At 74.0% G+C, this 17045-nt stretch carries 13 protein-coding genes; 6 read left to right on the top strand and 7 right to left on the bottom strand.

Annotation, left to right across the window (positions count from 1 at the left end):
• Window positions 1-141: 141 nt before the first annotated feature.
• Complete coding sequence (locus ACFQBR_RS24910) at window positions 142-1710, bottom strand: DUF885 family protein (protein WP_267946206.1); 1569 nt, start codon at window positions 1708-1710, stop codon at window positions 142-144.
• 132 nt (window positions 1711-1842) lie between these two features.
• Between ACFQBR_RS24910 and ACFQBR_RS24905 the strand changes: the two genes are divergently transcribed.
• A complete protein-coding gene (locus ACFQBR_RS24905; RefSeq protein WP_344178284.1) occupies window positions 1843-2688 on the top strand; it encodes a SanA/YdcF family protein in 846 nt (281 codons plus the stop codon).
• Between the two features lie 42 nt (window positions 2689-2730).
• On the opposite strand, the gene ACFQBR_RS24900 is transcribed toward ACFQBR_RS24905, so the two are convergent.
• The 3 genes from ACFQBR_RS24900 to ACFQBR_RS24890 form a co-directional block, all read right to left on the bottom strand.
• The gene (locus ACFQBR_RS24900; RefSeq protein WP_344178282.1) at window positions 2731-4170 is read right to left on the bottom strand and encodes a hypothetical protein; all 1440 of its coding nucleotides are present in this window, start codon (window positions 4168-4170) and stop codon (window positions 2731-2733) included.
• Between the two features lie 151 nt (window positions 4171-4321).
• A complete protein-coding gene (locus ACFQBR_RS24895) occupies window positions 4322-4927 on the bottom strand; it encodes a SanA/YdcF family protein (RefSeq protein WP_344178280.1) in 606 nt (201 codons plus the stop codon).
• A 296-nt stretch (window positions 4928-5223) separates the two neighbouring features.
• A complete protein-coding gene (locus ACFQBR_RS24890) occupies window positions 5224-5847 on the bottom strand; it encodes a DUF1707 SHOCT-like domain-containing protein (protein WP_267946209.1) in 624 nt (207 codons plus the stop codon).
• A gap of 803 nt (window positions 5848-6650) precedes the next feature.
• Here ACFQBR_RS24890 and ACFQBR_RS24885 point away from each other — a divergent pair.
• Window positions 6651-8468 carry a UvrD-helicase domain-containing protein gene (locus tag ACFQBR_RS24885; protein WP_344178277.1) on the top strand — a complete coding sequence of 606 codons (1818 nt, stop codon included), beginning with the start codon at window positions 6651-6653 and terminating at the stop codon, window positions 8466-8468.
• Window positions 8469-8702: 234 nt separating this feature from the next.
• Here ACFQBR_RS24885 and ACFQBR_RS24880 read toward each other — a convergent pair whose 3' ends face one another.
• Together ACFQBR_RS24880 and ACFQBR_RS24875 are read right to left on the bottom strand one after the other, a co-directional pair.
• Entirely contained in the window at window positions 8703-10127 is a 1425-nt protein-coding gene (locus ACFQBR_RS24880) for a DUF6114 domain-containing protein (protein WP_378554554.1), read from the bottom strand.
• A gap of 4 nt (window positions 10128-10131) precedes the next feature.
• Complete coding sequence (locus ACFQBR_RS24875) at window positions 10132-10779, bottom strand: DUF6230 family protein (protein ID WP_267946212.1); 648 nt, start codon at window positions 10777-10779, stop codon at window positions 10132-10134.
• Window positions 10780-10991: 212 nt separating this feature from the next.
• On the opposite strand from ACFQBR_RS24875, the gene ACFQBR_RS24870 reads away from it, so the two are divergent.
• Entirely contained in the window at window positions 10992-12890 is a 1899-nt protein-coding gene (locus ACFQBR_RS24870) for a GMC family oxidoreductase (RefSeq protein WP_344178273.1), read from the top strand.
• A gap of 215 nt (window positions 12891-13105) precedes the next feature.
• Here ACFQBR_RS24870 and ACFQBR_RS24865 read toward each other — a convergent pair whose 3' ends face one another.
• Entirely contained in the window at window positions 13106-13891 is a 786-nt protein-coding gene (locus tag ACFQBR_RS24865; protein WP_267946214.1) for a MerR family transcriptional regulator, read from the bottom strand.
• 188 nt (window positions 13892-14079) lie between these two features.
• Here ACFQBR_RS24865 and ACFQBR_RS24860 point away from each other — a divergent pair, with 188 nt between their 5' ends.
• The 3 genes from ACFQBR_RS24860 to ACFQBR_RS24850 all read left to right on the top strand — a co-directional run bounded on the left by ACFQBR_RS24860 (window position 14080) and on the right by ACFQBR_RS24850 (window position 16990).
• Window positions 14080-14991, top strand: coding sequence for an AurF N-oxygenase family protein (locus tag ACFQBR_RS24860; RefSeq protein WP_344178271.1), 912 nt, complete (start codon window positions 14080-14082; stop codon window positions 14989-14991).
• 224 nt (window positions 14992-15215) lie between these two features.
• On the top strand, window positions 15216-16067 hold the full coding sequence (locus tag ACFQBR_RS24855) for an SDR family NAD(P)-dependent oxidoreductase (RefSeq protein WP_267946216.1): 852 nt from the start codon (window positions 15216-15218) through the stop codon (window positions 16065-16067).
• 11 nt (window positions 16068-16078) lie between these two features.
• Window positions 16079-16990: an AurF N-oxygenase family protein gene (locus ACFQBR_RS24850; protein WP_267946217.1), complete on the top strand. Its 912-nt coding sequence runs from the start codon at window positions 16079-16081 to the stop codon at window positions 16988-16990.
• The last annotated feature ends 55 nt before the right edge of the window (window positions 16991-17045 follow it).

The raw sequence follows: 17045 nt of genomic DNA, 5'->3' as shown, positions 1-17045 counted from the left end.
ACGCGGTCCGCCGCCCGGGCCCGGCCACCGCGGCCGACCGGCCGTCCACAGGCCCCGGGGACCTCTGGCGGCCGGGGCGGCCCCGCCCTACCGTGGAAACCGGGGGTCCCGCGGCCCCCTCCGCACAGCGCTGCCCGGGCGCTAACCGCGTTCGAGGGCGGTGCCGATGAGCCCGATCGGCGGGGAGCCGAGGTCGAGCAGCGCCCGGTGGAACCTGGGCAGGTCGAACCCCTCCCCCCACTGCTCGCGGGCGCGCTCGCGCAGCGCGAGGATCTCCAGCTTGCCCCAGGTGTAGCGGCCGTAGGTGGGGTCGAAGGTCGCCCGGCGGGCCTCGGAGAGGGCGGCGGGCCCCTGGAGCGGGGTGTCCTCGGCGAAGCGGGCGGCCGCCTCCTCCACCGTCATGCCGCCGGTGTGCATGCCGATGGCCACCGACAGGCGGGTGACGCGGATCAGCGCCTCCACCCACACACCGACCTCGTAGTGGTCCGCGGTCCACGCGGGGTCCCCCAGGCGTTCGGCGGCGTACTCGCCGAAGCCCTCCTCCAGGCACATCTCCTCGGCGTAGTGCGCCCACCCCTCGGCGAAGGTCATCGAGTGCAGGGCGCGGCGCACCTGGCCGGGGGCCCTGCGCAGCGCGCGGCCGTGGGAGAAGTGGCCCGGCGCCACCTCGTGCACGCTCACGGCGGGCAGGGTGGTGTGGCTGAACATCTCCAGCCACTCGCCCGCCTCCTCCTCGCTCCAGGCCTTGTCGGGCGGGGTGATGAAGTAGAAGGAGGGGGTGTCGGCCTCCCACGGGCCCGACCACGCCATCATCGCGGTCGCCCAGCGCTGCGAGGGCGGGGAGACGTCCACGCGGCACTCGCCGTCGCTCCACGGGGCCAGCCCGCGCTCGGCGGTGAACTCGACGGCGAGCCCGGTCCAGCGGCGGGCGGCGTCCAGGACCCCGTCGGCGGCCGGGTACTGCCGGGTGAGCTCGCGGGCGAACTCCATGGGGTCGCGGCCCGGGGCCATCCGGCCGGTGACCGCGGCCAGGGCCGCCCGCAGGCGGTCGCGCTCGGCGTCGGCGCGGGAGGCGAGGTCGGCGAGGTCCACCTCGGCCGCCTCGACGGTGCCCATCAGGCGGCTCAGGGCGTCCGCGCCGAGCCGGGCGCTCTCCGGGCCCTCCCGGACCGCCCGCTCCATGTGGGCGACGAGGCGGGCGTGTGCGGCGAGGGCGGGTTCGAGGACGTCGGCGGGGAGATCGTCGGGGAGGCCGTCGGCCACACCCCTCACCGCGGCCAGGAGCGCGTCGGCGACGGGGGCGGGGACCCTGTCCAGGGAGGCGACGGCGTTGTCGACCACGCGCGGCCACTCGGCCAGGTGGGCGACGCGCGCGGCGTCGCGCTCCGCCCGGGGCGCGTACTCGCGGTCGTAGACCGAGACGTCGAGTTCGCCCAGGTGGTGGAGGGGGTTGGAACGGTGCAGCTGGAGTTCGCCCAGCTCGTAGCGGAGCCCCTGCTCGAACGCGGCCAGGTGGGCCTCGTCGTGGGCGTCGGCGACGGGGTCGCCGCCGAGCCGGGACAGCGCGTCCCGGATCCCGTCGGGCGACGTGTCGGCGACCCTGCCGTCGTACTCGTGCATCCCGGAGCCCTCGCGCATGCTCCCGGGCATGAGGTCGGCGAGGGCGCGCAGGCGCGGGGACAGGTCGTCGTGGTGCGGCTGTGAGGACATGCGGCGACTCTAACGGGGTGTCCGGGCGGCGCACAGCCGGGTTTTCCGCCCGGGGCGGTTCGCCCGCAGGGTCGCCCCGCTCGTCCTACCCTCCGCCGGAACTCTCCGGCCGCTCCGGGCGTCTTCTCAGGCGTGACGACCTCAGATCCCGCCGCGTCCGGCACCTCCGCACCCGACGACGCCGGGCGGGAGCCCTCCGCCCCCGGGCGCGCCGCCCCGGGCCCCGACGGCTCCCCCGGCGACGGCGCCTCCGGACCGGGAGCCGGCGAGGGCCCCGGCGACACCGGCGGGAAGACCCGCCCCGACCGCCCCGAACGGCGACGGCGCCCCCTGCGGCGCCTCGCCCTGCTGGCCGTGTGCGCCGTGGTGGCGGGCTTCCTCCCGTTCGTGTGGCAGGTCGCGAGCACCTCCGGCGACCGCCACACCGCCGAGGGGGTGCCCGAGCGCCCGGTCGCCCTGGTGCTGGGCGCCGGCGTCCGCCCCGACGGCCTGCCGTCCCTGCTGCTGGCCCGCCGCCTCGACACCGCCGCCGAGCTGTACTTCGCCGGGAAGGTGGAGGCCGTGCTGGTGAGCGGCGACAACAGCGTCGACCACTACAACGAGACCGACACGATGAGCGACTACCTGGTGGCCGCCGGGGTTCCGGAGAACCGGATCGCGGGCGACTACGCCGGGTTCTCCACCTGGGACTCGTGCGTGCGCGCGCGGGAGGTGTTCGGGGTGGAGGAGGCCACGGTGGTCACCCAGGACTTCCACCTGCCGCGCGCGGTGCGGCTCTGCCGGGACGCGGGGATCGACGCGGTCGGGGTGGCCGACTCCAGCCTGGAGGAGCGCAGGTTCGCCACCCTGTACGGGTGGGTCCGCGAGGTCCCCGCCGCGGTCGCCGCGCTGGGCACGGCGGTGTTCCGCCCCGACCCGACCTTCCTCGGGGGCTACGAGACCGCCGTGGACGACGCCCTGGCCGCCGACGCGGAATGACGCCCGGGGGCCGCGCCGGTGACCGGGGCGGCCCCCGGACCTCTAGCGGCCTCCGCCGAAGAGGCGTCCGAACAGGCCGCCCGGGGCGGGGGCCTGGGGAGCGGGGGCCGGGGCCGGGGGCGCCTCTTCGTCCTCCCGCTCCTCCTCGGGTTCCACTCCCACCAGGGCGCGGAACTCCTCGGCGGTGTCCGGCAGCGCCCAGGCGTCCAGCGTCGCGGTGAACTCCCCGTCCTCCCACGCGGAGGCGGGCAGCTCGGCGATCGCCCACAGCACCTTGAGGGTCTCCTCGTCGTACTCGGCGCGGGCGTGCTCCTCGGCGCTGTGCCCCTTGGTGCGGGGGCCGAGGACGATCTCCAGGCCGACACCGGTCACCAGGGCTCGCGAGTCGGCCTCCTCCTTGATCAGGCCGGGCAGCATGTCCAGGCGCAGCCGCCGCGCGCGGCCCCCGGCGCGGCCCAGGGCCAGGAAGCCCAGGACCTGCGGCGAGCGCCCGCCGCAGTGCGGCCACGACTCGTTGAACAGGCCCGCGTAGCCCATCGAGGTCCCGCCGCCGCGGCCGATGCGGCGCAGTGCCTCGCGGGGCGTGTCCTCCCCGTGGATGAGCACGAGCGACACCGACGCGGCGAAGGAGTTGTAGAGGTTCCCGCCCGCCATCTGGTGGGTGAGGGCCACGGTCGTGTCGATGTCGGCGGCGTCGGCCACCAGGCCCAGGGCGAACAGCTCCGCGGGCAGCGGTTCGCCGCTGTCCAGCCCTCCGCTCATGACCTCCCGCAGGCTCGTGGGCGCCTGCGGGGCGGGGCGCAGGTCCTTGGCGAGCAGGACCTGGGAGGCTCCGGTGATCTCGGAGGCGATCCGCTCGGAGTCGTCGGTGAGGAAGGCGAGCAGGTAGCTGACCCACTCCCCCGCCCGGTCCAGGCCCCCGCGGTTGACGCCGCCCTTGAGGAGGGTGACCAGGTCGGGGACGCGGGCGAGGACGGCCTCGTAGGTGTCCAGCTCGGCCTGGAGGAGTGCGACGCCGTTCGGCTGCTCCATGACGGCGAGCCGGTTGCGCATGCGGAGGTGGTGCTGCTCGTCCGGGGCCTCCTCGGCCCAGGCGCGGTACTGCTCCCGCACCTTCTCCATGTCGGTGGACGTCGCCCACGCCACCTCGTCGCGCCACTGGCCGAGGTCGCGGACCTCGGGGAGGCGGTCCTCCGGGTGGCCGGCGACCAGCTCCAGGAGCAGGCTCAGGGGACGCCAGCGGTCGGTGGGCGGGGTGCCCTCGGCGCAGGCGGTGTCGACCAGGAAGTCGACGATCCTGGGCGCGGCGACGTGCCCGGGCGCGGGGAAGTGGACGAGGTCGTGGAGGTCCGACAGGGCGGTGTCGCTCCCGGCGAGTTCGGCGAGCAGTCCGGGGACGCGCTCGCCGCCCTCGGGGAGGAGCGCCGCCCAGTCCACGCTCTCCGCGCCGTCGTGTGGGTCGTTGTCCGTGGTCGCGTTCATGGGCCCGATTATCCCGGCTCAGCCGGATCGCGCGAATCGGCGGCGGCGTCGACCTTCTCACGCCCCCGCGGGGAACCCCGCGTCCTCCTCCGGGACGAGGGGTGGTCGTACCCTTCCCACGCCTCCGAGGGGAACCCCCGCCGGGGCGCGGTCACGCCTCCTGGTGCGCGGGCGGGGGGCGCAGCACCGCGTCGCGCAGGGCCTTGACGGCGGCGCCGACCTCACGGGCGTAGCCGATGAGGGTGGAGCGGCGGCGGGCGCCGAGGCTGGGGTCCCCGACCCCGACGGCGTCGATCCCCGCGGCGCGGGCGAGGGCGACCGTGCGGGGCAGGTGGAAGGACTGGGTGACCATGGTGGCCGCGCGGACGCCGTGCAGGTCGCGCACCCGGACGCAGGTGTCCCAGGTGCGGTAGCCGTACCGGTCGGCCTCGATCCGGTCGGCGGGCACGCCGCGGCCGACGAGGTAGGCGGTCATCGTGTCGGTCTCGTGTCCGGAGACCTCGCGGTTGTCCCCGGAGACGATGATCCGCCCGACCCTGCCGTCCTCGTAGAGGCGGACGGCCAGGTCCAGGCGGCGGGCGAGCAGGGGCGAGGGCCCGTCCTTCCACGCCGCGGCGCCCAGGACGACGGCGACGGGCCGGTGCGGGACGGCGCCGGGGTCCTTGCGGCGCCCGGCGCTGGCCAGGTAGGTCCAGGCGTAGGGGGCCAGTGCCAGGGCGCACGCGCCCGCTCCGACCCCTGCGATCCACCAGCCCACGCGTGCCGCCTCTCCGGTTGCCGGCGCGCCCCGCGGCGCGCCGCACCCATCATGGCGCACGGCCGGGCACGGCCGGACGGGGAGTCCGGTCCGCACGGGGCCGACGGGGCGCGGAAGCAGTGGACCGGGCCGGGGCGGGGAGGGGTGGGAGCAGTGCGCCGGGACGCGGCGAGGGAGGACGCGGGTGCGGCCGGAGCGCGACCGACGGGGCCCGGGAAGCCGCGGGGGCGGGCCGTACGGGGCCGCCGGGCAGGGCGGCGGGCCGGGCTCGTCGCCCTGCCCGTGCGGGCGCCGGGTCAGGCCCCGCGGCCGCCCCAGGAGAAGGGGCGCTTGTAGCGGACGCGCAGGCCCCCGCCCTGGCACGAGCCGGTGACGACGAAGTGCGGTGCGCCCTGCTTGCGCATGGAGTCGACGTCGGAGCGCTGTGAGCCGAACCAGGAGGCGTCGCAGTCGACCGAGGCGGTGGCGCCCTCGGGGAGGATCAGGTCGGCGCTGCCCCAGGAGGCGTCGACGTGGACCTCGGTGACGGGGCTCGTGAGGACGGCCTCGCGGAAGTCGAGCCGGGTGGAGCCGTACTTGTTGTGCGCCTCGACCCGGTGGGGGACCTCCCATGCGCCCTTGCGGACGATGGAGCTCCCTCCGCCCTTGAGGACCATGGGGTCGCCCTGGGGCCGGGCGACCACCCCCGGGACCGTGCCGGGGACCGAGGGCAGCGGGGACGCCGCACCGCCGGGGGCGGGCAGGTCGGAGGTGAGCGGTTCGAGGTCGGCGTAGGTCTTGGCCGCGTAGGTGGCGTTGAGCCGTTCGTCCAGCTCGTCGAGGGTGATCCGGCCCTCAGCGGCGGCTTCGCGCAGGACCTCGGAGACCTGGTCGCGCTCAGCGTCGGATATGCGCATCCGGCTCATGTCGTTGGGGGCCACTGTGCTCGTCCCGGTCCTTTCCGCTCTTTTGTCACCACCAAGGTAGAGCATGGGGTGTGACGGTCACGGAGTCGAGCGGCGCCGGGGCCCTCGGGTCGGCGAAGGTTGGCCGCGCCACCCGCTTTGGAGAGGGTGGGGACTGGGTACCGCTTCTCTAGAGCGGTCCGGGAGCCAGAGCGGTTGAGGACTCTGCCGGGGTAGGACGGACCCCGGCAGAGTCCTGAACCACACGTGGTTTCCGCCCCCCGTGCGCTCTACGATCTCGCGCGGGGGCGCCGTCTGCACAGAGCGTGTCCGAAACCGGCCACAACGTGTACCCCTCCCGCGGCGACGGACCCGGTTCCGCGACGGTCACACGTTCCCCCTCTCCCGCCGGGTTTCGGTCATACCCTTCCCTGACGACAGTTCTTCCTCACTATCCCCACGGATCCCACTCCGAGCTGGCAGTCTCGCCCTCTGTTACTCAATTTCGGTCAGGTACATAACCCCCATTACGGACACCAGCCCTTCGCACAGAACCGCAGGTCACGGAGCCCGCACCGCGGCCCCGCGGAAAAACCCGCCCAGCACCTCGAACGCGCTTGCGCAAAACACCCTCTGAACAGGGGTTATATGAACCCCGAAAACCCCTCGCAACCCGGCGGGAATCGCCCCCGGGGCGGCGTTTGCCCAAATTCGCCACCGAGCATGTTTCAGGTGAACGCGACGGTCGCCCGACCGGCTTCCCCTCGCGCGACACCATCCGCTCCGACCTCCTCAGCACCGCAGACACCACTTGGTCGAAGACCGGAGGAATTCACGACGTGTCCGCCCTTGCGATCGCCCCGACGTTTCTCAGCGACTTCACCCGCCTCACGCCCGACGTCCAGCTCGACACCCTGGCCGTGATGCGCGCCTGCCAGGCCGGGGACGACCCCGACCTGGAGGCCGTCGCCGGCGCCGCCGACCCGCGCGTGCGGGTCGTCAGCATCGCCCCCGACTGGACCGGCGTCGTCGTTCCCGACCCCGACGGGGAGGGACGCGGCGAGCCCGGAGAGGACCGCCCCACGGACGGTACGCACTACCGGCTCATCACCGTGCGCCCGCGCGACGAGGCGCTCCGCTTCGCCCGCGGCCTGCGCCCCGAGGTCCTGGAGTCCCCCGGGGCCGGAGCCGTCGACCCCACGCCCACCGGCCCGCCCGAACTCGCCGACGCCCTCGCCGCGCCGTTCGACCAGTGGCAGATCACCCTCCACCCCGACCAGCACCGGATCACCGAGGCCCGCTTCAAGGGGGCGGCACAGATCACCGGGGGCCCGGGGACGGGCAAGACCGTGATCGCCCTGCACCGCGCCGCCCACCTGGCCGAGCACGACGCCGCCGCCCATCCCGGGGACCCCCGCGAGGCGGTGCTCCTGACCACCTACAACCGGGCCCTGGCCCTGTCCCTCTCCGAACGCCTCGACCAGCTGCTGCCCGACCCCGGCGTGCGCGCGCGGGTGCGGGTGGCGACCATCGACAGCCTCGCCCGGTCGGTCGTGCAGTCGCACAGCAGCGTCGCGCCGCGCATGGTCGGCAGGGACGAACTGGCCCAGCGGTGGCGTGCGGTGGCGCTGGCCGACGGCCTGCCCTTCTCCGGCCGCTTCCTGGTGGACGAGTGGGAGCAGGTCATCCTCGCCAAGGGGCTGGAGCTGCTGCCGCAGTACATCCGCTGCGAGCGCAGCGGCCGGGTGCAGCACCTGGCCCCGGAGCACCGCCGCCAGGTGTGGGAGACCGTGCGGCGCTACGTCGGCGCCATGCGGGTGGAGGGGCTGTGGTCCTACCCGCAGCTCGCGGCCGAGGCCGCCCGCGTCCTGGGCCGCGGGGCGCCGCTGTTCCGGCACGTGGTGGTGGACGAGGCCCAGGACCTGCACCCGAGCCAGTGGCGGATGCTGCGCGCGGCGGTCCCGGAGGGCCCCGACGACCTGTTCGTCGTCGGCGACCCGCACCAGCGGGTGTCCGACAACCGGGTGTCGCTGGCCTCGCTCGGCATCAACGTGCGCGGGCGCGGCCACCGGCTCCGGACGAGCTACCGCATCACCCAGGAGATCCTGGACTGGAGCATGCCGATCCTGGGCCGCCGTGCGGCGCTGGGCATGGACGACAACGCCGACACCCTGGCCGGGTACCGGTCCCTGCTGCGCGGGCCCGCGCCGGTGGTGCGCGGCTGCGACGACCGCGCCGAGGAGCTCGCCGCCCTGGGCGACCGGGTGCGGGCGTGGCTGGAGGCCGGCGTCGAGCCGGCCGAGATCGCGGTGGCGGGGCGCAACCACTGGGTGGTGCGCGGCATCGCCAAGGAGCTGGAGGCCAGGGGGATCCCGACCGCGCCGCTGGAGGACGGCGGCGACGCCGCGGCGGTGCGCGTGGGGACGATGCACCGGCTCAAGGGCCAGGAGTTCCGCTGTGTGGCCCTGGTCGGGGTCAGCGACCACCTGCTGCCGCCCAAGGCCGCGATCGAGGCGGCCGACGGCGACCAGGTGGCGCTGGAGCAGGCGTTCCAGCAGGAGCGGACGCTGCTGTTCGTGGCCTCCACACGGGCCCGCGACGCGCTGTACGTCTCCCACGTGGGCCGGGCCAGCCGCCTGATCACCGACAACTGGTAGTCCGCGGTACCAGCGGGGCGTCGCCGTCGGCGGCGCCCCGCGCCCGTACGCTGCCGACCGGACGTGAGCGCTTCGGACCGCTTCGCCTCCTCGGCGCCCCGCGCCCGTGCCCGCCGGGGCGGGCGCGGGGCCGCCCCGGCCGGGCGGCACGGGGCCCGCCCGGGGAGAACGGCGGGGGCGCCGCTCCACAAGCCGCCCCCGCCGACCGCGCCCCGGAGCCGGGACCGGTCCGTGTCAGCCGCCTCCGCCGTACTGCCCGTTGAGGTTCGGGATGGTCATGCTGTCGGTGCCGGCCATGGGGTTGTCCACCTCCACGTCGGTGACGATCATGAACGGCAGCAGCAGCGGGGGCGGGAAGTCCGGTGTGAAGGTCAGCGGGATCCCCAGGAGCCGCACGTGCATGCGTGTGATGTGCAGGCGCACGTCACCGGTCAGGTTCATGGTGGGCAGGCCCAGGCTCATGCGGGTCCCCCCGTCCTCGAACCACAGCTCGCCGTTGTCCACGTCGGCCTGGCGCATGCTGAGCATGATGTAGCGCCGCGGACCGTCGGCGGTGGGGCACTCGACGACGCCGTCGTAGCGCGCCCCCCTCATGGTGAGCGTGTCGGCGGTCAGGCCGGACGTGCGGACCGAGCCCTGGAAGCAGTCGTGGTCCTCGTCGACGGGGACGTCGGGGAGTTCGCCCTCGTCCCGTGCCGCCCGGCAGGCCTCCACGGCCTCCAGGAACTCCTCCTCCGACCCCGCCAGCGCGGACTCGCCGGAGAGCAGTTCGCAGGCCGCCGGGTCGGCGCCGGTCTCCTCCTCCGGTTCCTCCTCGGGCTCCTCGTCCTCCCCCGGCTCCTGCGGCTCCCCGTCCTCGCCGGGGTTCCCGCCCGGTTCCGGGGGTTCGCCGGTCGGTCCGGCGGAGGGCTCCTCCGAGGGGTCTTCCGAGGGGGCGTCCTCGGGCTGCTCCTCCCCGCCGCCCGGCGGGGCGAACCAGTCCCAGGGCCAGCCCAGGGTGGGAGCGGGGGCTCCGGCCAGCACCACCGCCACGGCCAGCGGCAGCGCCAGGGCGGCGAGCGGCCCGGTCCTCGGGCGCGTGTCGGCGACTCCGCCCTCCCCCGGGGCCCCGGCCGCGGCGGGCGGGACGCCGCCACCGGCGCCGTCGTCCTCCTCGGAGGGACCGGCGCCCGTGACTCCCTCCGCCGGCCCGGGGCCGGAGGCGTCGGCCTCCTCAGGCACGGGACCGGAGGCGTCGGCCGTCGCGGCCCGGCGGCGCCCGCGGGAACGGCGGCGAACACCGGGGGCCCACGCGAACACGAGGGAACCGCCGACGATGCCGAGCAGCATCCCGATGACGAACCCTCCGAAGTTGGAGGTCACGAAGGAGACGAGGGCGAGGGCGAGCCCGACCAGGCCGAAGAAGACGTGCTGGGCGGGCTGGAGCCAGCTCAGCGCGCCCAGGGTGATCAGCAGCGCCGCGATGAGGGCGCCGGACACCCCGGCTATACCCGCGTAGACGATCAGGTCGATCGGGAGGATCAGGCTCTGCGCGGCCGGCGCCAGCAGCAGCTCGACCCCGGCGGCGACGAGGAGGACACCGCCCCAGAACGGACGGCTGCGCCGCCAGTCCCGGAAGCGTCCCCGTCCCGTCCGGAGGAGGGTGAGTGCGTGGGTCATGGCATCAGAAGCACTCGTGGGCGCCGGGCCTGATCGCCAGGCTCAGGCCGGACAGGCGCAGCGAGCCGGAGGTGACGGCCCACGTGGTCATCTCCATGTCGGAGACGGTGATGGTGTCGGCCTGGAGGCCGAAGCCGCCCGCGGGGCCCTGGCCGTTGTCGGCCCTGTCCAGCGTGCTGGCGTCGCGGCCGATCTCGATGGCGCCGAACTCGGCGTTGCCCTGGAGCTGCTCGATGTCGATGACGAGGTTGGTGCCCTCGACGGGCGTGGTCTCGCCCGCGTTGATGACGAGGGTGGCCTCGCCGATGGGCAGGTCCCAGAGGGAGGACATGCACAGGTTCGTCAGCTCGGCCGTGTTGACCGAGGAGAGCCCGACCGGCCGGGTGGAGCCGTCCACCGAGGTGGCGACGTCGCCGAACTGGGTGAACCCGTGTCCGGCGAGCTGGTCGGCGGACATCTTGAAGCTGTCACCGGAGACCGCGAAGGACGCGGCGAGGAGGCCCTGGGTGGTCATGCCGCCCAGGACCGCGGCGGCGGCGAGGCCGGGGACCACGACGAGCGCGAACCTGCGCCACAGGGTGCCGCCGCCGGCTTCGTGCTGCTCAGGCGCGTCCCGAGACGCCTCAGGCGCCTCGTCGGAAGCCTTGGGCATGAGTACCTCCAGTGTTCCGCCGCCGGGGGCGGCGAGGGGGAGCGAAACTTGCGCCGGAGCACGCCACGCGTGTTACATGGAACACACCCTACTCGGCGGTAGTGACGAACATTACAATATCGAATGTCACATTTCTAGATGGCACATTCAATGTTGCGGACTCGTATCCGGCGCACTACGAGGCCCGTGACTGACCCGGAGAGAGATCAGCCGTGCCCCCAGAGCGCAGAGCAGAACCATCCGCCGCCGCCCCCGAGGAGGACCCCCGCTTCGACTACGACGTCATCGTCGTGGGGTCGGGATTCGGCGGCTCCGTCAGCGCCCTCCGCCTCACCGAGAAGGGTTACCGCGTCGGTGTCCTCGAAGCGGGCCGACGCTTCACGCCCGAGACGCTCCCGTCCTCGTCCTGGGACCTGAAGAACTTCCTGTGGGCCCCGCAGGCCGGCCTGTACGGCATCCAGCGCATCCACCTGCTGCGCGACGTGATGATCCTCGCCGGGGCCGGGGTGGGCGGCGGCTCCCTCAACTACGCCAACACCCTCTACCACCCCATGGACCCGTTCTTCGAGGACCCCCAGTGGGGGCACATCACCGACTGGAAGACGGAGCTCGCCCCGTTCTACGACCAGGCCCGCCGGATGCTCGGCGTGCGCACCAACCCCACCGTCACCCCCTCCGACGTGCACCTGAAGGCGGTCGCGGAGGACATGGGCGTCGGCCACACCTTCCGCCTCACCCCCGTGGGCGTGTGCTTCGGCGACGGGGAGGACGGCGACGGCGCCGAGGCGGCCCCCGGGGAGTCCGTGGGCGACCCCTACTTCGGCGGCGCGGGGCCCGAGCGCCGGGCCTGCACCGAGTGCGGCGAGTGCATGACCGGCTGCCGCCACGGGGCCAAGAACACACTGACCGAGAACTACCTGTACTTCGCGGAACGCGGCGGCGCCGACATCCACCCCCTGACCAGCGTCGAGCGCGTCCGCGAACTGCCCGGCGGCGGCCTCGCCCTCGACACCGTCCGGACCGACGCGCCCCGGCGGCGGGAGAACGCCCGCACGTTCACCGCGCGCGGCGTCGTGGTGGCCGCGGGCACCTACAACACCCAGACCCTCCTGCACCGGATGCGCGACTCGGGGCTCCTGCCCCGCCTGTCCGCCAGGCTCGGCACGCTCACCCGCACCAACTCCGAGGCGCTCGTGGGCGCCATGAGCAAGCAGGTGCCGCCGCCGGAGGACCTGACGCACGGCGTGGCCATCACGTCCTCCATCCACCCCGACGAGAACACGCACATCGAACCGGTCCGCTACGGCAAGGGCTCCAACGCGATGGGGCTGCTCACCGCCATGCAGGTGCCCGGCGGCGGGAGGATCCCGCGCTGGCTGCGGTTCATGGGGCTGGCGGCGCGCCACCCGTACGTGTTCGTCCGCAGCTTCTCCAACCGCCGCTGGTCGGAGCGGGTCATCATCGGCCTGGTGATGCAGTCGCTGGACAACTCGCTGACCACCTCGGTCCGCAGGGGGGTGTTCGGCGGCCGGAAGAAGCTCACCTCCCGGCAGGGGCACGGCGAACCCAACCCGACGTGGATCCCCAAGGGCCAGGAGGCGGCGACCCGGCTCGCGAAGCGCATCGACGGTTTCCCCGGCGGCACCTGGGGCGACGTGTTCGACATCCCGATGACCGCGCACTTCCTGGGCGGCTGCCCGATCGGGGACAGCCCGGAGAGCGGCGTGATCGACCCCTACCACCGGCTGTACGGGCACCCGGACATCCACGTGGTGGACGGCTCGGCGGTCAGCGCGAACCTGGGCGTGAACCCGTCCCTGACGATCACCGCGCAGGCGGAGCGGGCGATGTCGATGTGGCCGAACAAGGGCGACGAGGACCCCCGGCCGGAACAGGGCGCCGGCTACCGCCGGGTCCGGCCGGTCCTCCCGCGGTCCCCGGCCGTCCCCGCCGGGTCGTTCGCCGAGCTGCGGTTCGGCACGACGCTGCCCCTGGCGGTGGTGGACGCCTCCTCCCCCGCCGGCGAAGAGGTCGAGGCGAAGGTCGAGGCCGTGGAGGTCGCGGAGACGGTGGAGGCGGCCGAGGGCCCCGGGGACGGCGGACGGGGATGAGCGCCGGTGCGGGTCCGGACCACCCGGTCCGGGCCCGCACCGGTCGTCCCGTTGGGGCGGCCCGGCGTCCGCACCGACCGGCGCGGACGCCGGGCCGTCGGCGGCGTGGGGGGCGCCCCGCCCGGGGCCGGGGGGGTGCGTCGGGGGCGGGGGATCGGAGGTGCGTCGGGGGGCCGGGAAGGGTGCGGGGGCGCGGGCTGCCTGGGAGCGGACCCTCAGGAGGGGCCCGTCAGGCCCTCCGCCCGCGGATGGCCCCCCTGCTCCCGCTCCAGGTGCTCCATCGCCAAGGCGAAGTGCTCGCCCATGACGGTGGTGAGGTTCTCCGCCATCGCCTGGGCGAGGACCGCGTCCACGGCCTGCTGCGCGAGCGGGCGCACGCGCCGGATGAGTTCGGCCATCTCGGCGGTCTCCTCGCTGCGGACGACCGTGCCGGGGGCGTGTTCGGCGATGATGTGCTCGGAGACCAGGCGGACCATGTGCTCGGCGACGCCGCCGACCTTGTCGCGCAGGTTCTCGGCTATGTCCAGGACCGAGCCCACGCTCATGCCGAGCTTGACGAGCTCGACGCCCGCGTGCAGCAGCCGGGGGCTGGGGACCCTGAAGCGCAGGCCGTCGCGTTCGAGGACACGCAGGTCGAGGGCGCGCTTTATGGTCTTGGGCGTCACACCCTTGCCGAAGAGGTCCCGGAGTTCCCCGAGCGTGACGTAGTCGGCTATCTCGTCGCTCCAGGCGTCCCCTATGGCCGACTCGAAGCCGAGGATGTCGGAGAGGTCGCCGCCGCGCTCCCAGACCCGGAACATCTCACCGATGTTGGCGAACGTGTAGCCCCGCCGCAGCAGCTGGCCGATGAGCCGCAGGCGTGCCAGGTGGGCCTCGGAGTAGATGCCCACGCGGCCCTCCCTGCGGGGAGGAGCGAGCAGACCTCGGTCCTGGTACACCCGGACGTTGCGGACGGTCGTGTCGGCAAGCCGGGCGAGTTCGTCAATGCGGTATTCGGCCATGGGTCCAGCCTAGAGACCTTCCCGAAGGTTACCCGTCAGTAAATCCGCGCCTCCGGGCCATTGCACCATGACAACGAGCATTGTAACGTTTCCGAAACAGGAGTGAGGGGCGTCACACGCCCGCCCGTCGCGACGCCCCCGCCGCCCCCTGCGGGCCCCCGCCCCGCGCTCCTTCGAGGAGGGACCACGTGTCCGGACACACCGCGAAGACACCCCGGCTCACCGACCGGGAGGACATCGCCAGGCGCCTGCTGCGCGGATCGGCGAGGGCCTCCTTCGACCCGCTCGTCGAGATCGACTGGGACGCCCCCGTCGAGGACCTCTGGGGGATGCGGCCCGAACGGGTCTCCCTCTACGGCACCCACCTGTGGGACCGGCTGACCGACGCCGAGCGGCGCAGGCTCAGCCGCCTGGAGATGGCCAGCACCATGGCCACCGGCATCTGGTTCGAGACGATCCTGATGCAGATGCTCGTGCGCCACGCCTACCACAACGACCCCACCACCAACCACGTCCAGTACGCCTACACCGAGATCGCCGACGAGTGCCGCCACACCGTCATGTTCGCCAGGGCGGTCGGGAAGCTGGGGTCCCGCGCCCACCGGCTCGACCCCGCCGCGCACTTCCTCGGCCGGGTCTTCAAGGCCCTCGCCCACGGCCCGCTGATCTTCGGCGGCGCGCTGTTCGTCGAGGAGATCCTCGACCAGCTCCAGCGGGAGATGATCGGCGACGAGGAGATCGAGCCCGTGGTCCGCGCCACCTCCCGCATCCACGTGATCGAGGAGGCCAGGCACATCCGCTACGCCCGCGAGGAGTTCCACCGGGACTGGGCCGCCCGCGGCCCCCTCGACCGGGCCTACAGCCGCGTCGTCCTCGGACTGGTGACCTACTACTCCGCCACCCGGCTGGTGCACAGGAAGGTCTACGCGCAGCTCGGCCTCGATCCCCGGGAGGCCGCGCGGGCGGCCCGGCGCAACCCCCGCTTCATCGACAGCAAGACCCATCTGTCGCGCAAGGCCGTGAGGACGCTCGGCTCCGCCGGGGCGATCTCCGGCCCCGGCGCGTACTTCTGGCGCAGGGCGGGGCTGCTCGGGCGCTGACGGCGCCCGCCCCCTCCCCCTCTGCCCTTCCCCCTCCGTCCCTCCCGTCCCCGGCGCCCCCGCACCGCCGCGGCCGGGAGCGGCACCCGGCCGGCGTCCGCGGCCTCGGAGCCGCGGGCACCGGCAGGCACCGAACCTACTCGCGAGTAAATTTCCCATCTCAACCCATTGCATTGTGACAATGCTCGTTGTAACGTTCCCGCAATGACTGTGGAGGAGATCACATGACGCCCCCCTCGCCGCGCCACCTGCGCCGGCTGCCCGGCCGGAACGCCGTCGTCACCGGCGCCTCGGGAGCCTTCGGCAGCGCCACCGTGGCCGTCCTCCGCCACCTCGGTGTGAACGTCGTCGGCATCGACCGCAAGCCCTCCCCCGGCGTCATCGGCTGCGACGTCACCGACGACGGGCAGGTGCGGGACGGCGTCGCGGAGGCCGTCGAACAGCTCGGCGGACGCCTGGACCTGCTCGTCCACTACGCGGGCGTCGGCCCCTCCGTGGACATCGGCCACGCCCCCGGCTCCCCCGCCCACCAGGCGCTGGAGGTCAACCTCCTGGGCACCTGGCGGGTGACCGCGGCCGCGATGCCCTCCCTGCTCGAGAGCAGGGGGCGGATCGTCGTCACGTCGTCGCTGCTGGCCAACCTCCAGCTCCCGCTGGCGGGCGCCTACACGGTCTCCAAGCGCGCGGTCGCCGCCTACGCCGACTGCCTCCGCGCCGAGTACGGGACCCACGTCGGCGTGACGACCGTGTTCCCCGGCTACGTCGACACCCCCATCCACGACAGCTCCCGGGCCACCGGTGCCTCCCTGGACGGCCTCGTCCCCGCCGAGCGGACGCGGGACACGGTGATGGCCGTCGTCCGGGCCGCCGCCGCCCGGCGCGCACCGCGCGACGTGGCCTCCACCGCCCTGGGCACCGCTGCCCTGCACCTGACCAGGCACTTCCCCGGCGCCACCGAGCAGATCGTCTCGCTCCAGCTCGGCCTGCTGCTCGCGGACGGCGCCTTCGACGGGGCGGAGATCGCCCGGGGCCTCCACGCACGCCACGGCGGCCCCGCCACCCAGAACGCGTCCTGAGGAGGGACCAGATGACTGCGGAGACCACGGCCGGGCCCCGGCTCACCGACCGGGAGGACATCGCCAAGCGCCTGCTGCGCGGATCGGCGAAGGCCTCCTTCGACCCGCTCGTCGAGATCGACTGGGACGCCCCCGTCGACCCCGGCATGTGGGCCATCCGCCCCGAGCGGATCTCCCTCTACGGGACGTACCTGTGGGACCGGCTCTCCGACGCCGAGCGCAAGGAGCTCTCACGCCTGGAGGTGGCCAGCGTCGCGACCATCGGCATCTGGTTCGAGACGATCCTGATGCAGATGCTCGTGCGCCACGCCTACCACAACGACCCCACCACCAACCACGTCCAGTACGCCTACACCGAGATCGCCGACGAGTGCCGCCACACCGTCATGTTCGCCAAGATGGTGCAGAAGCTCGGCTGGGAGGCGCACCGGCTGGACCCGGTCACCTACCACCTGGGCCGCGTCTTCAAGGCCATCGCGCACGGCCCGCTGATCTTCGCGGGGGCGCTGTTCGTCGAGGAGGTGCTCGACCAGCTCCAGCGCGAGGCCGTGCCGGACGAGCAGATCCTCCCCCTGGTGCGCTCGGTCGCCCGCATCCACGTGGTGGAGGAGGCGCGGCACATGCGCTACGCCCGCGAGGAGTTCCAGCGCGACTGGGTCACCCGCGGCCCCCTCAACCGGGCCTACAGCCGCATCGTCCTCGGACTGGTGACCTACTACTCCGCCACCCGGCTGATCAACCCCAAGGTGTACGCGCAGGTGGGGCTCGACCCGAAGGAGGCCTACGAGGTCGCCCGGAAGAACCCGCACTGGATCGGCACCAAGACCTGGGCCGCGCGCAAGGTGGTCGGCACCCTGGGCACCGCCGGGGCCATCACCGGACTGGGGCGGTACTTCTGGCGCAAGGCCGGGCTCCTCGGCTGAAGCGCCCCGCGGGACCGCCCGCACGGCCCGCTCCCCGGGGGCGTCCCTCCGCGGG

The organism is Nocardiopsis tropica (genome assembly GCF_042660575.1).
GTDB lineage: Bacteria > Actinomycetota > Actinomycetes > Streptosporangiales > Streptosporangiaceae > Nocardiopsis > Nocardiopsis tropica.
This window is presented reverse-complemented; position numbering and strand designations above follow the sequence as displayed.